General features: G+C 62.5%; 15 protein-coding genes and 1 tRNA gene. 4 read left to right on the forward strand and 12 right to left on the reverse strand.

Translation table 11 applies throughout. The features are described 5' to 3' along the window. Positions 1–20: 20 nt before the first annotated feature. The 4 genes from JY451_03130 to JY451_03145 form a co-directional block, all read right to left on the reverse strand. Positions 21–1,001 (reverse strand): phosphotransferase, encoded by a 981-nt coding sequence (locus tag JY451_03130; protein ID QZH75617.1) that lies wholly within the window; start codon positions 999–1,001, stop codon positions 21–23. After that, a complete protein-coding gene (gene tsaE / locus JY451_03135; protein QZH75618.1) occupies positions 998–1,435 on the reverse strand; it encodes a tRNA (adenosine(37)-N6)-threonylcarbamoyltransferase complex ATPase subunit type 1 TsaE in 438 nt (145 codons plus the stop codon). Before tsaE ends, JY451_03130 begins: the two co-directional genes overlap by 4 nt. Further along, positions 1,432–3,771 (reverse strand): PAS-domain containing protein, encoded by a 2,340-nt coding sequence (locus JY451_03140; protein ID QZH75619.1) that lies wholly within the window; start codon positions 3,769–3,771, stop codon positions 1,432–1,434. Before JY451_03140 ends, tsaE begins: the two co-directional genes overlap by 4 nt. A gap of 89 nt (positions 3,772–3,860) precedes the next feature. After that, complete coding sequence (locus JY451_03145) at positions 3,861–5,357, reverse strand: adenosylhomocysteinase (GenBank protein QZH75620.1); 1,497 nt, start codon at positions 5,355–5,357, stop codon at positions 3,861–3,863. Positions 5,358–5,497: 140 nt separating this feature from the next. On the opposite strand from JY451_03145, the gene JY451_03150 reads away from it, so the two are divergent. After that, the gene (locus tag JY451_03150; GenBank protein QZH75621.1) at positions 5,498–5,977 is read left to right on the forward strand and encodes a peroxiredoxin; all 480 of its coding nucleotides are present in this window, start codon (positions 5,498–5,500) and stop codon (positions 5,975–5,977) included. Between the two features lie 153 nt (positions 5,978–6,130). Beyond that, on the forward strand, positions 6,131–6,754 hold the full coding sequence (locus tag JY451_03155) for a hypothetical protein (protein ID QZH75622.1): 624 nt from the start codon (positions 6,131–6,133) through the stop codon (positions 6,752–6,754). Positions 6,755–6,778: 24 nt separating this feature from the next. Here the strand turns inward: JY451_03155 and JY451_03160 are convergent, their stop codons facing one another. The 7 genes from JY451_03160 to JY451_03190 form a co-directional block, all read right to left on the reverse strand. Continuing rightward, positions 6,779–8,071 (reverse strand): UDP-N-acetylglucosamine 1-carboxyvinyltransferase, encoded by a 1,293-nt coding sequence (locus tag JY451_03160; protein ID QZH75623.1) that lies wholly within the window; start codon positions 8,069–8,071, stop codon positions 6,779–6,781. 42 nt (positions 8,072–8,113) lie between these two features. Continuing rightward, complete coding sequence (gene folE, locus JY451_03165; GenBank protein ID QZH75624.1) at positions 8,114–8,722, reverse strand: GTP cyclohydrolase I FolE; 609 nt, start codon at positions 8,720–8,722, stop codon at positions 8,114–8,116. Then, positions 8,719–10,275: a phospholipase gene (locus JY451_03170; GenBank protein ID QZH75625.1), complete on the reverse strand. Its 1,557-nt coding sequence runs from the start codon at positions 10,273–10,275 to the stop codon at positions 8,719–8,721. The genes folE and JY451_03170 overlap by 4 nt, the downstream gene beginning before the upstream one ends. 1 nt (position 10,276) lies before the next feature. Further along, positions 10,277–10,762 carry a hemerythrin domain-containing protein gene (locus JY451_03175; GenBank protein ID QZH75626.1) on the reverse strand — a complete coding sequence of 162 codons (486 nt, stop codon included), beginning with the start codon at positions 10,760–10,762 and terminating at the stop codon, positions 10,277–10,279. A gap of 31 nt (positions 10,763–10,793) precedes the next feature. Further along, a complete protein-coding gene (locus tag JY451_03180; protein QZH75627.1) occupies positions 10,794–10,979 on the reverse strand; it encodes a hypothetical protein in 186 nt (61 codons plus the stop codon). Positions 10,980–11,024: 45 nt separating this feature from the next. Continuing rightward, a tRNA-Arg gene (locus tag JY451_03185) sits at positions 11,025–11,101 on the reverse strand. A 45-nt stretch (positions 11,102–11,146) separates the two neighbouring features. After that, positions 11,147–11,536, reverse strand: coding sequence for an NUDIX domain-containing protein (locus tag JY451_03190; GenBank protein ID QZH75628.1), 390 nt, complete (start codon positions 11,534–11,536; stop codon positions 11,147–11,149). 104 nt (positions 11,537–11,640) lie between these two features. Between JY451_03190 and JY451_03195 the strand changes: the two genes are divergently transcribed. Continuing rightward, a complete protein-coding gene (locus tag JY451_03195) occupies positions 11,641–11,829 on the forward strand; it encodes a Flp family type IVb pilin (protein ID QZH75629.1) in 189 nt (62 codons plus the stop codon). 96 nt (positions 11,830–11,925) lie between these two features. Continuing rightward, the gene (locus JY451_03200; GenBank protein QZH75630.1) at positions 11,926–12,108 is read left to right on the forward strand and encodes a Flp family type IVb pilin; all 183 of its coding nucleotides are present in this window, start codon (positions 11,926–11,928) and stop codon (positions 12,106–12,108) included. Between the two features lie 77 nt (positions 12,109–12,185). Here JY451_03200 and JY451_03205 read toward each other — a convergent pair whose 3' ends face one another. Next, complete coding sequence (locus tag JY451_03205) at positions 12,186–13,655, reverse strand: M48 family metalloprotease (GenBank protein QZH76526.1); 1,470 nt, start codon at positions 13,653–13,655, stop codon at positions 12,186–12,188. Positions 13,656–13,703 lie beyond the last annotated feature (48 nt).

Genomic DNA, 13,703 nt, shown 5'->3' on the forward strand with positions numbered 1-13,703 from the left:
GGTGTCGGACGCGAGCTGGTTCACGCGAGCAAGTCCCCACCCTGCGCAGCGCGGACGCTATCGGGCACATTGGCATCGAACCAGCGCGCTACGGGTTCGAGCGCCGGATGCGCCAGATCGCGCTCCATCGCTGCCCACACACGCGGGATCATCGGCAGGTAGCGCGGCTTGCCGTCGCGCTTCCACAGCCGCGCGAAAATGCCGACAATCTTGGCATTGCGCTGCGCGCCAAGGCGGGCGTAATCGGCGGGGAAATAATCGTCCGTATTCGCCTGCGAGCGGTAGAGATCGAGCATCTCGCCTTCCAGCTCCAACGAAACATCGCGCCGTGCGTCCTGCAACAGCGAGACCAGATCGTAACCCGCGTGACCCACCAGCGCGTCCTGGAAATCGATCAGCCCTTGCTTGCCATCCGGCAGCAGCATGATGTTCTCAGCGTGATAATCGCGCAGCACCGTAACACCGGGTTGCTGGCGCAGGAGCAGCGGGCCGAGTGCCTCGCGCCACGCGGCTTCGTACCCGGCCACATCCACCTCCAGTCCCGCCAGCGGGCAGAACCATTCGGGAAACAGTGCCACTTCGCGCAGGTAAACGTCCATCGAATAGGGATCGAACGGCCCCGGCGGGCAATGGTGCAGTTCGACCAGCGCGCCGATGGCGGAGGCATAGGCCTGCCGCTCCCCACCCGGATTGTCGTCGAGCCAGTCGCGCATCCGGTCGTCACCGAAATCCTCGATCAGCACCAGCCCGCGCGCGGCATCCTCGGCGTAGAGCGCGGGTGCGCGCAGACCGTTTGCCGACAGCCACTTGCCGACGTGGAGGAACGGGCGCGGATCTTCGTGCGGGGGCGGCGCGTCCATCAGCATCGCCCGGTCTTCGCCCCGGCGGATGCGGAAATAGCGGCGGAAACTGGCATCGCCGGGGAGCGGTGAGACATCCGCCCCGCCCCAGCCCGCCTGTCCCAGAAACTCATCCAGCCCTGCGGGCAATTCGCTGCTCATGGCATCCGCCCTAGCCAGTCCGCCCCCGCTTCGACAATCGCCAAACGCCCGGCATCCGCAATTTCGAGCCGGATCGTGAGGCATTGCGGCTCCTGCGCGAAACCACCCGCGTTGTCCGGCCATTCCGCGATCAGCGCCGCGCCTTCGCGGTAGTCGTCGAGGCCGAGCTGTTCGACTTCGGAGCGGTGCTCCAAACGGTAGAAATCGGCGTGGACGACTGGCGGGTTTAGCTGCTCGTAGCTCTCGATCAGGGTGAAAGTGGGGGAAGGCACCTCGCCGTCGTGGCCAAGCGCGCGGAGGATGGCACGGGCGAGCGTTGTCTTTCCCGCGCCCAGCCCGCCGTGGAGTGCGATCACGTCTCCGGGGCGGAGCTTTGCGGCGATCCGCTCGCCGAAGCCCTGCATCGCGGAAAGATCCGGCAAGTCGATGCTCAAGGCAGCAGCACCGTGGCCGTGGTCCCCGCGCCCTTTTCCGACTGGATTTCCAGTCGTCCACCGTGCGCTTCGATCAGTTGCCGCGCCAGGGGCAGGCCGAGCCCGCGCTTGCCATCACGACCATTGCTGCCTTCGAGCCGGTAACCGTCCATCGCCCGCGCCAGTTCGCTCGGTTTCATGCCCTCGCCACTGTCCGAAATCACGATCCGGGCGCCGGATTTGCGGCGGTTGAGTGCCACCAGGATCCGCCCGCCTTCGGGCGTGGCAGAAATGGCGTTGTCGAGCAGGTTGCCCATCGCGCGGCCCAGTTGCCGCCGGTCCGCAGAGACGCTCCCCGCGCTCTTGTCGCCGCGCAGGTCGACCGTCAGCTTCTTGCCTTCGATCGCTTCCTCGCGGCTGCGCACCACTTGCGTGGTGAACGCAAGCAGGTCCACTTCTTCGGTCGCAATCGGCAGCAGCCCCGCCTCGCTCTGCGTCAGGTCGAGCACCGATTCGATCTGCGTCGAAAGCCGCTCCACAGAGGATAGGATTGCATCAACATAGTCCTTCCCCTGAGCGGACAGTTCCCCCGCAACGCCAGATTGCAGCAGTTCAGCGAACCCGCCGATCGAGGTGAGCGGGGTGCGGAATTCATAGGACATGTTGGCGAGGAAGCGGGTCTTCATCGCGTCGGCTTCTTCGAGCGCGGATGCGCGTTCGCGCAGGGCTTGCTCCGCCTTGGTCGAATCGGTAACGTCCATCACCGTCAGCAGGCCGTTGCCGTCGGGCAAGGGAACACCGGCGAATTCCAGCGTCCGCCCGTCAGACAGCACCACGCGCCCGCCGCGCTGCTGCCGGTCGAGCGTGGCGGCGCGCACCACTTCACCGATGGCCTTGCGCTGTGCCGGGCGGGCAAGGCGGTTCGAAATCCGGTCGAGCAGGTTATCGACATGCGGATGCGCGTCGAACCATTCTTCGGGCAGGCCCCAGATCGCCGGGAAGCTTCGGTTCCACAATTGCATCCGCCCGTCCGGCGCAAAAACAGCCAGCGATTCGAACAGCGAGTCGAACGTCGCGGTACGGGTGCGCAGCAGGGTGTCGCGGGTCGCGGACAGCGCCAGCTGCTCGGAGCGATCCTCCGCCACCAGCACCAGCCCGCCATCAGGCATCGGCTGGCCGACGATCCGCAGGTGCGTGCTGTCGGGGAGCGTCCAGGCGTCCTCCACCGCGGCACCGGCCTGGAACCACCCCGCCAGCTCGCGCCGCCAGACAGGGAAATCGCGCACTTCGGGCAGCCACGACTTGTCGCGCGCCATATCGAGGAACCGCTCGAACAGCGGCGGATCGACCTGTGCCGAGGCGGGCACCGCGAATATCCGCTGGAACGGCTGGTTGGCGAAGGTGAGGCGCTTTTCCTCGTCGAACAGCGCCACGCCGATCGAAAGCTGATCAAGCATCGACCTTTGCGCCGCGCGGAAGGCGCGCAGGGCGCGGGTCTGCTCTTCCAGTTCCTCGATATCGACCGCGTATCCGCCCACGCCTTCGGTGCCCAGCGGCAGGTCGCTGACCCGCAAGGTTCGGCGCTGGTTACCCACTGTAGCCTGCACAATTCGTTCAATCGGCAGGCTGCGGTCCTGCGCCTGCTTGGCGATCTGTGCGGCGGTGAGTCCGTCCACCGTTTCGATCAGCTCCACCTGCCTTTCGACCACTTCGGCAGCGCTCTTCGCGCCGACGGCTTCGACATAGGCGGAATTGACCAGTTGCAGGGTAGAATCGCTCGCGCGGAACCACATCGGCATCGGTGCGGCTTCGATCAGCCCGACCAGCGCGGCAAAATCGTTGCGGGCGCGCGCGGTTTCGGAGCGCAGTCGCGCCAGTTCGCCCTGACTTTCGGAAAAGTCGAACCACCACACCAGCACCGCGCCGCCGCTGGCAATTGCCGCGTTAGCGAGCTGGCCGCGCACGGCGAGGCTCTTTTCCGAGCCGCGCGGGGTAATCACCATGCGGAACGGGGAAGCGGTTTTCTGCGTTCGCCGCACCGCTTCGTTCAATTGGTCGAAATCGTCGGCGGTCAGCCCCACCTCGCCCCGGTCGAGTTCGCTGAGGAACCCCGGCAGGCGATCCAGCCCCAGCCATGCAGCCAGCCGGTCCGGCCCTTCGATCTTGCCATCGGCGCGCACCAGTAGCGGCACGGCTGGCGAATCGTCGATCATCCGCGAGAGACGACGCATCGCCGAACGGGCGGTGCGCGCTGCCCGCGCCCGCCGCAGCGAAGTCACCACCTGCCAGATCGCGCCCGCCGTCCAGGCAGCCAGCAAAAGGCCGAGCAGGGCCAGCGCGGTGGGCGTCATTTCCATTTCCCGTCAGCTATGAGGACGGGAGGCGCGATGCAATGGGGATGCGCTAGATACTCCCCTCCCGCAAGCGGGAGGGGAGAGGTTCGGCATCAATAGCGGTAATGTTCCGGCTTGAACGGACCGTTCACCGGCACACCGATGTAATCGGCCTGTTCCTGCGACAGCTTGGTCAGCTTCACACCCAGCTTGTCGAGGTGCAGCGCGGCGACCTTTTCGTCGAGGTGCTTGGGCAGCACGTAGACGTCGTTCTCGTAGCCCGAAGCGTTGTTCCACAGTTCCAGCTGCGCCATCACCTGGTTGGTGAACGAGCAGCTCATCACGAAGCTGGGGTGGCCGGTGGCGCAGGCCAGGTTCACCAGACGGCCCTTGGCGAGCACGATGATTTCCTTGGCCGGCTGGCCGTCTTCGGCGGGGAACTTCACCAGGTCGGTGCCGGGCTTCAGCTCGGTCCACTGGTAGTTGTCGAGCGCCGAAATCTGGATTTCGCTATCGAAGTGGCCGATGTTGCACACGATCGCCATCGGCTTCATCGCCTTCATGTGATCGGCGGTGATGACATCTTCGTTGCCGGTAGTGGTGACGAAGATATCGGCGCGGGTCACCGCGTCTTCCATCGTCGTCACTTCGAACCCGTCCATCGCTGCCTGCAGCGCGCAGATCGGATCGATTTCGGTGACCAGTACCCGCGCGCCGCCATTGCGGAGCGACTGCGCCGAACCCTTGCCGACATCGCCGAACCCGGCGACGCAGGCGACCTTGCCCGAAAGCATCACGTCGGTCGCACGGCGGATCGCATCGACCAGCGATTCGCGGCAACCATAGAGGTTGTCGAACTTCGACTTGGTGACGCTATCGTTGACGTTGATCGCGGGGAACGGCAACTTGCCCTTCTTGGCGAGCTGATACAGGCGGTGGACGCCGGTGGTGGTTTCTTCCGAAACGCCCTTCAGGTTCTTCACCGTGGCGGTGAGATAGCCCGGCTTCTTCTTCAGGAACGCCTTGAGCGCGCGCTGCATTTCGACTTCTTCGGCATTGGTCGGCTCGGGCATTTCTTCACCCGCTTCGATCCGGGCGCCCCACAGCGCAAACATGGTTGCATCGCCACCATCGTCGAGGATCAGGTTGGCGGTGGTGCCGTCTCCCTCCTTTTCCCAATCGAAAATGCTGCCGACATAGTCCCAGTATTCGGCAAGGCTTTCGCCCTTCACGGCAAACACCGGGATGTTCTTTGCGGCCATTGCGGCGGCAGCATGATCCTGCGTCGAGAAGATGTTGCATGTGGCCCAGCGCACTTCGGCACCCAGCGCGGTCAGCGTCTCGATCAGCACGGCGGTCTGGATCGTCATGTGCAGCGAGCCGGTGATGCGCGCACCCTTGAGCGGCTGCGACGCGCCGAATTCTTCGCGCGTGGCCATCAGGCCGGGCATTTCGGTTTCGGCGATGTTGATTTCCGCGCGGCCATAATCGGCGAGCGCGATATCCTTGACGATATAATCGGTGAAAGCGGCATCGGCCACGGCACTTCTCCTGCAAAGTTCGGGTGAAGCGTCGCCGGGGCTCCATGCAACGCAAGTGAGCGCGCCCATAGGCGGGGATCGTCCGCACGTAAACCCCCGCCCTTATGCCGGGATTGGTTCTGCCAGTGCCACAATTGCGCAACCAACCTTGCCTAGTCGCGTTGGTGGCCTATCTGGGGGCGACACATTCGAAGCGGAGAATCACGACAATGACGATTTCCAAAGGCGACAAGCTGCCCGATGTCGGGCTGGTAAAGGCCACTCCGGACGGCCCGGAAAAGATTGCCTCGGGCGATTTCTTCGCCGGCAAGAAAGTGGCGCTGTTCGCGGTGCCGGGTGCTTTCACCCCGACCTGCTCGGCCAAGCACCTCCCCGGCTTTGTCGAAAAGGCTGCCGACCTGAAGGCCAAGGGCGTGGACGAAATCGCCTGCGTTTCGGTGAACGATGCCTTCGTGATGAACGCCTGGAAGGATGCCAACCAGGCTGGCGAAATCACCATGCTGGCAGACGGCAATGCCGATTTCGCCAAGGCGCTGGGACTGGATACGGATTTCTCCGGCTATGGGATGGGCACCCGTTCGAACCGCTATTCGATGATCGTCGATGACGGCGTGGTGACCGAGATGAACGTCGAAGGCCCCGGCGAATTCGGCGTTTCGAGCGCGGATCACCTGCTCGGTCAACTGTAATCGCTCAAATCCATGAATCCGAAAAGGGCGCCCGTTGCGGCGCCCTTTTTTGTCTCGGTGAATATGCGCAACACTAGACCACTCCTCAGCAGCCATTGACAAGCGCCGCGAAGGAGCATCTGTTGCTCCAGACAGGGGCATAAGGGGGGCGGCATGGGCAACACCAGGCAAAGGGTTTGCGCACTTGCGATAACGGCAGTTGCGATCACCATTCTCGGTTCTTGCGGAGAAGATCCGGGCGGCACGGTTGATGATGGCACTGAGAGTACAGCCACCCCCGCCAGCTTGCTGTTTCCCGATGACTTTCAGGGCGTTTGTTCTGGTGCTACGGTTTCTGCAGCAACAGCCTACGATCCGGCGGCGGGTTCCCACAAGGCGTTATATTTCGCTACCTACCGCGACGATTTCCTCGACCAGTCGAGTTCGCTGCCGGCTGACTGGACCGTGCTGTTCTCTCCCGATACCAATGCCCTGGCCGCCGTCGATCTCGTCCTTTGCGCCAGACGCACCGCAGCAACCCCGGTGAAAATCTGCGACGGCTACGAGGATGACGGCAATGCTACGCAGAACCAGGTTCGCTGGCACACCGCGACTTACGAATTATCGGTCAGGGAAGCGCAATCGGGCAATGTTCTCGCCACATCGACCGCAGACGCGACAGGAACCAACTGCCCAATGCTGATGAGCTTTGATGGCGATTCTGACAGTGTCGATGGCTACGCCTCGCTCCCGGATACAGTGATAGCAGACTTCCTGAGGCCGTTTATCGCGCCCTGATACGGCAGCGGTCGCTTCAGCCGCTCAATCCTCCCAGCGCACGTCCACGCCGAGCGAATCGATGTTTGGCACGAAATTGGGATGCGCGCGGCGGATTGGGTCAGCGTCCAGAATGGTGCTCTCCCCATCGATGCTCGCCGCCACCATCAGCATCGCGATGGCGACCCGGATGATGTAGGGGCTGGTGACTGTCGACGGCACCAGCTTGCTGCCGCCGAAGGTGATCAGCCGGTGCGGATCGCACAGCAGCGTGTGCGCGCCGAACAGGCTGAGTTCGGTATGCCAGGTCAGCCCGCCTTCGTAGACCTTGTTCCAGAACATCGTCTGCCCGCGCGCCTTGACGCCCAGCGCAATGAAAATCGGCAACAGGTCTGCCGGGATATAGGGCCACGGCGCGGCTTCCACCTTTGTGGTGAGGTGGCTGGTGAAGTTCTGCTGCACCACCAGTTCTTCGGGCGCATTGAGCCGGGACCAGCCGTCCTTGTGCTCGACGTGGGCACCGAACTTTTCGAATGTGCGGTCGATCAGCATGAAGTCTTCGGGCCGGGTGTTGCGCACCGAAATATCCCCGCCGGTCACCGCCGCCAGCGCCATGAAGGTCGCGATTTCGTGGAAATCCTCGACGAAAGTGTAATCGACCGGGTGGAACTCCTTGCACCCGTCCACCGAGACCATCGAGGTGCCCTTGCCCCGGATCGTCGCGCCCATCAGTTCGAGGAAAGTGCACATTTCCTGCACGTGCGGTTCGCAGGCGGCGTTGACGATCTGGCTGGTGCCATTCGCCGTCAGCGCGGAGATGATGAAATTCTCGGTGGTGGTGACGCTGGCATATTCCAGCCACATCCGCGTGCCTTCGGCCTTGTGGGTGTTGCGGAAGACGATGTCCTTGCCTTCGTAGCTGGTTTCCGCGCCGAAGGCCTTGAACACCTGGACGTGCGGATCGATCTCGCGCGCGCCCAGCGTGCAGCCCTTCACCTCATGCTCCAGCCGCGCTTCGCCCAGCCGCATCAGCAGGCCGGGGATCATCATGATGCTGGCGCGCATCGCTTGTGGCAGCTTGGCTTTCGCGGCTGCGGGAATGGTCGAGTGATCGATCGCCAGCGTCTGCGCCGCCTTGTCCCAGTGCACCGTGCTGCCGAGATCGCTGAAGAAGGCGTGGATGCGGGTGACGTCGGTGATTTCGGGCACGTTGCGCAGCATGATCGGCGCATCGGACAGCAACGTGGCGCAGAGCACCGGCAAAACGGCGTTCTTGTTCGCCGACGGCTCTATCCGCCCCATCAGCTTCTGCCCGCCCCGGACATGCAAAGCACTCATCGTAAACCTTTCAATTCCTGTCGGAGCCGGTGCGGCGCGCGCTCAGTAGCCCATCAGATTAAGCACTTCCAAGCGCGAGCGGTGATCGCTGCGGAAAGTGCCCATCACCTTGCTGGTGACCATGTTCACACCCGGGGTGCGGACGCCGCGTGCCGTCATGCAGGCGTGACTTGCTTCGATCACTACAGCTACGCCGCGGGGCTGGAGATTGTCCCAGATGCAATTGGCCACTTCGGTGGTCAGCCGTTCCTGGATCTGCAATCGCCGCGCATAGGCGTGGAGCACCCGCGCCAGCTTGGAAATGCCGACCACCGAATGGGTCGGCAGATAGGCGATGGCGGCCTTGCCGATGATCGGCGCCATATGGTGTTCGCAATGCGACTGGAACGGAATGTCCTTCAGCAGCACGATTTCGTCGTAGCCACCAACTTCCTCGAACTGGCGTTCGAGATGGCTGGCCGGGTCTTCACCGTAGCCCTGGCAATATTCCTTCCACGCCCGCGCCACGCGTGCTGGCGTGTCTAGCAGCCCTTCGCGCGCGGGATCGTCCCCAGCCCAGCGGATCAGGGTGCGGATCGCCTCCTGCACTTCGTCCGGCACGGGCGGTTTGCCGCGCGGATCGTCCTCGTCCGGTCCGACCAGACTGCTCATCTACCGTTCGTCCTTTTCCAGCGTTTGCGCATTCGTTGCAGGCGACTTCCCTTGCGGAAAAGCCCGCGCTTTGCAAACGGCTCGAACAGTTCCTCCGGACTTTCGGGATCGAGCAAGCCGCTGCTGGCGAGCGATTCCTCGACGCCATTCAGTTCAGGTGGATGATAGCGGTGCAGGTTGCGCCCGCCTTCGTGGAGCGAGTGATCGATCACCGCCGCCATCGAGCCGTGCAGTTCGAGCTGCTCGGCCACTTCGCTTTCGTCGATACCGCAATGTTCGGCGAGCAGCGAATGCCGGATGCGCCGGATCGCCGGTGCGGCATGGCCGTTGCCCTCGCGCACAGCGTCGACAAACACGTCGCATTCGCTGTCCAGCCCCATCGAACGATTGTTCATGTTGGCCGAACCGACGCGCAGCACTTCATCGTCGATGATCGTCACCTTGGCGTGGACGTAGATCGGCGTTTCGCCGGTAAACGGCATCCACAGTGAAAAGCGGCGCTGGGTATCGGCCGCATGGATCGCCCGCACCAGTTCTGCCCGGGCATGGTCCATCGCCTGCTGTTCCAGCCAGCCATCGGCATTTGCCGGATGGATGATGACGATTTCGGGCGGATCGGGCTCGCTCAGCTTGGCGATGATAGCCTCAGCAATCGCGCGGGAGGCGAAGTACTGGCTTTCGGCGTAGATGTGCTCCTTCGCCCGGCGGATATGTTCGACGAACAGATGCTCGATCTCGCGCACCCCGTCCCAGTCGCGATGCGGCGCGCGGGTGCGAGCAATGCCGATTTCGACATTCTCGAAGTCGGCTTCCACGCCCTCGGGCCAGAGGCTTTCAGCCGGCGCTTCGATCGGCTTCAGCGGCTTACCACCTGCGCATATCCAGCGGTCGCGCCCCAGATCGTCGAGCGCATTGGCGATGGGGCCTTCCATCATCATCGAGACATCGTGCCACGGGCCATACCCGGCACCATTGGGAGTCTTCCTGCGCGGATCGTCCTCGATGTGATCGCGGGTGTCCCAACGCCGCACCGTCATGTCGATCCCGCCGCAGACGGCGAGCGAGTTGTCGAGCACGGCAATCTTCTGGTGATGGCTGCACCCCACCGGATGCGCGTTGTCGAACTTGAAATCGATTCGCTTGAGCTGGAACCAGCGCAGCAGATCCAGCCACATCGATCCGCGCACGACGAACTTGAACAGCCCGAAACTCCACTTGAGGATGCGGATCTCCAACTGCGGGCGGTGGCGGATCAGCCAGGAGAAGAACCCGCCAAGTCGCCGCGGGAACGAGGAATCGACGCTTCGCTTGTACCACCGTCTCCCTTCCGGAAGATGGATCCGCGTATCGAAATCCCAGCCGATCAGGAATATCCGGTGCCGCGCGTTGAGCATAGCCTGCTGCATCGCGCGGAAATAGTCATCGGCATCGATCAGTACCCGCGCCCGATCCACCCTGGCATAGCGCCACACTCCGGGGGAAACGCCTTCCTCCAGCCGCGATATGCGATCCGGCGCGGGCTCCCCGCCGGCCTGCCCCGCCGGTGCTTCCATACTATTCTTTGGCGTCTTCCATCTTTTCGGGGGTCACTTCGGCATCGGCCTTCTCGGCCTTTTTGCGCTGTTCGAACACGCTGCGCATGTGCTGCCGGTCTTCCTCGGTCAAGAGCTTCTCGAAATCGGGAAAGTGATCGTCTTCCTCTTCCTCGATATGATGCCGGTAATCGTGCTCGAGCGTCTCGAACTTCTCCATCCATCCGGCGGAGGAAATCTCGGTCGCCGCGAGATCGTTGAGCAGTTCTTCCAGTTCGTGATGCTCGGCCACCGAATGGCGCGTCTCGTCGGTCGTTTCGGGCTTGCGCAGCATCGTGGAGTAGAGCGCCTGCTCCTCGGCGGAGGCGTGCCCCTTCACTTCGCGCGTGAATTCCTCGAACAGTTCGCGCCGCTCTTCGCTATCGCCGCTGGTTTGCGCCAGTTTGTCCAACAGCGCGCGGTGTTTGTCGTGATCTTGCTTGAGGCGGGCGAAAATGTCTTCGGCCATGAACTTGCTCCTACATATGTTAGTTGCAGGCTCAACGGCGCAATCCAAGCGCTGGTTCCAGCAGCAGCAGGGAAAGGGACGAAAGCAGGTATCCGGGTGAAAATCGCAGCGACAGCGTCCGATCCTGTTGGCCGGAAGGGTTGCTTCGCCGCTGTGCGGCTTCGCCCGTCTCCACATGCTGCGCATGTTCCGACTCCGAACAAGGTTCGATCTTCATGAGACAAACCAAAAAAGGCCACCCCTTTTCAGGGATGGCCTTTTTTGGCGCGCCCGGAAGGATTCGAACCTCCGGCCCCCAGATTCGTAGTCTGGTGCTCTATCCAGCTGAGCTACGGGCGCGCTGGAAGGGGGCCACATAAGGGGGGCTCAATGGCTTGGCAAGGCCTAACGGGGGCTTTGCGCGATTTGCGACAGCAGCACCCGGTCCATCGGTGCCAGCGCCAGTTCTTCTGCTTCTTCCGGAGTGAACCAGCCCCACTCCTGCCCATCCAGCCCCTCTGGCTCCAGCCCTTGCTGGAAGGAGGTGTAAAGAAACAGGACAACGTGCCGTTCGCCTGCCTCTTCGGCAAAAAAAGCACAGCGCAGGCTGTCCGGATCGAGCGGGATCGCTAGCTCTTCGGCAATCTCCCGGACCAGTGAATCCCTAGGTTTTTCGCCGTCTTCCACCTTTCCGCCGGGGAATTCCCACAGCCCGCCATGGTGCTTTCCGGCCTGGCGCCGTTGCAACAGGATGCTCCCCTCCGCATCGAACAGGGCCAGGGCCACGACAGGCATCCATGTCGGAATATTTGTCACGTTAAGCTTTCACCGCAAGAGGCTGTTAACGATTTGGTGGGAAATCGCAGGTTGTCGCGCTTGAATAGTAAAGGGACAATCCTGTGTCTGCGAAAACATTGCTTCAGCAGCTTCTGTACGATGAACAAGGTGCGACGGCCGTGGAATACGGTCTCATCGCGGCGTTGATCGTAATTGCCATGATCACCGCCTTGCAGGGGCTTGCCACATCCACAGTGGACATGTGGCTGAACATCGAAACCAAAGTCGATGATGCAGTTTCTCCGAACTGATTAGGATTTTCTCAACGAATGCCCCGTATTTCCGGGGAAGTTCAATCGGCACACCCGGTTGAGCCGGGTACCGAAGACTAAACCAGGAGACTACAAATGACCTTCTTCAAGAACATGATCCGTGACGAGCAGGGCGCCACCGCCATCGAGTATGGCCTGATCGCCGCCCTCATCGCCGTTGCCGCCATCACCGCGATGCAGAGCCTCGGCAACGAACTGTCGACCACGTTCAACAACGTGAAGACCGAGCTGGACTCCGCGAACGACGCGAACCAGTAAGAATTTCACCTTCGGGTGGAAAAGCGGGGCGGCAGGGAAACCTGCCGCCCTTTCTTTTTGCCCGCGAAGGAAAAGCGTTACCGGGTGACGATCTTGTACTGACGCCCGGGCACTACCTGATCGTTCCCGAACAGGCCGTTCAAGACCCGGAAGCGTGCTTCCTGCCCGTCGGTATAGGCCATCCGCCGCGCCAGCGTGGCTACCGTATCTGTGCGCGCGGCCGTTACGATGTCGATCCGGCGTGGCACAACGCTGCCGGCTTCCGCCGCACTAATCCGCTGCATTGAATTGTAGAGCGTGTTGAATGTCCCCGCCTGCCCCGCCGGAGTTATCGACTGGAAGTGAAAAGCCTGGCCGTTACCAAAGTCGTAGGCAAATACGGTCACGTCGACCTGGCTCTGGCCATTGTTTACCGTGGCGGTTCCATAGGCCGCAGGCAGTCCATTGACCGTGGTGCGCTGGACGCTGGCCGGGGCAAGCTGCTGCTGTTGCCCACCGATCGTCTGGAACACCGAGCGGACATAGGCTTCAAGATTGTTGTTGTATGCCGCAGTCGTAAGCTGCGCCCGGCCCGCATCGCCATTGATCGACACTGCCCGCGTTCCATTGACCATGTAGAAACCCTGCGGCGCAGTGAAGGAAAAGCGCAGGATCGGGTGTATGAACTGCCGCCCTTCGATCACGCCCTGTTCGGGATCATCGCCATAAATCATCCCGTCGATCCGACTGAGGAAGGTGTCGCGATTGGTTACACCCGTGCCGCTTCCGGCAAGCTGCACCGCGTTCTGCACCCGGCTGGCGGGATCGGGATGGGTCGATGCCCATTCGGGAATCGTAGCGTTATCGCGCCCCTGCAGTTGCGCATCGAGCTGGTTCTGCGCGGCGAGGCTCTGCAACAGCGTGGCCATCGCGCGCGGCTCATACCCGGCGGAATTGAGATACTGGACACCCAGCGCATCGGCTTCCAGTTCCTGGTTGCGCGAATAGCTGAGCGTCAGCGCTTGCGAACCTTGCAGCGCGCCCTGAGCGATCGTGTTGCCGAGCGAGCTGTTACCCAGCAGGATCTGCGAGAGGATGGCGATGCCCACTCCGCCGAGCTGGTTGCGCTGCGCCGCTGCCTGCCGACGCGCCGAATGCCGCGCGGCAACGTGGCCTACTTCATGCCCTAGCACGGCGGCCAGTTCGGCCTCGTTGTTCATCAGGTTCACCAACTGCCGCGTCGCATAGACGTAGCCGCCGGGCACCGCGAAGGCATTGTTGACGCTGGAATTGAGGAGCGTGACGTTGAAAGCCTCCCGGCTGTTCGCCAATCCCGATTGCACCGCGATGTTCTGGCCGATCTGTTCCACGTATTGGGCCTGTGGCCCGGTCATCTCGCCACCGAATTCGGCCACGAACTGCTCGTGATACTGCGCGCCGAGCTGCGCTTCTTCTGCAGTAATGGGCGAACCGGCGGCGACATTGGCACCCGGGACAGTGGCACAGGCGGATAGCGCCAGTCCGGCGATACCGGCCAGCGAAAGCGATTTGAGGCGACGCGAGAACAGGGCTGGGTGCGACAAGGGGTTATCTCCTCCAAGATTTTTCGGGTGTCT

It is taken from the genome of Erythrobacter sp., from assembly GCA_019739335.1.
In the GTDB taxonomy this organism is placed as follows: domain Bacteria; phylum Pseudomonadota; class Alphaproteobacteria; order Sphingomonadales; family Sphingomonadaceae; genus Alteraurantiacibacter.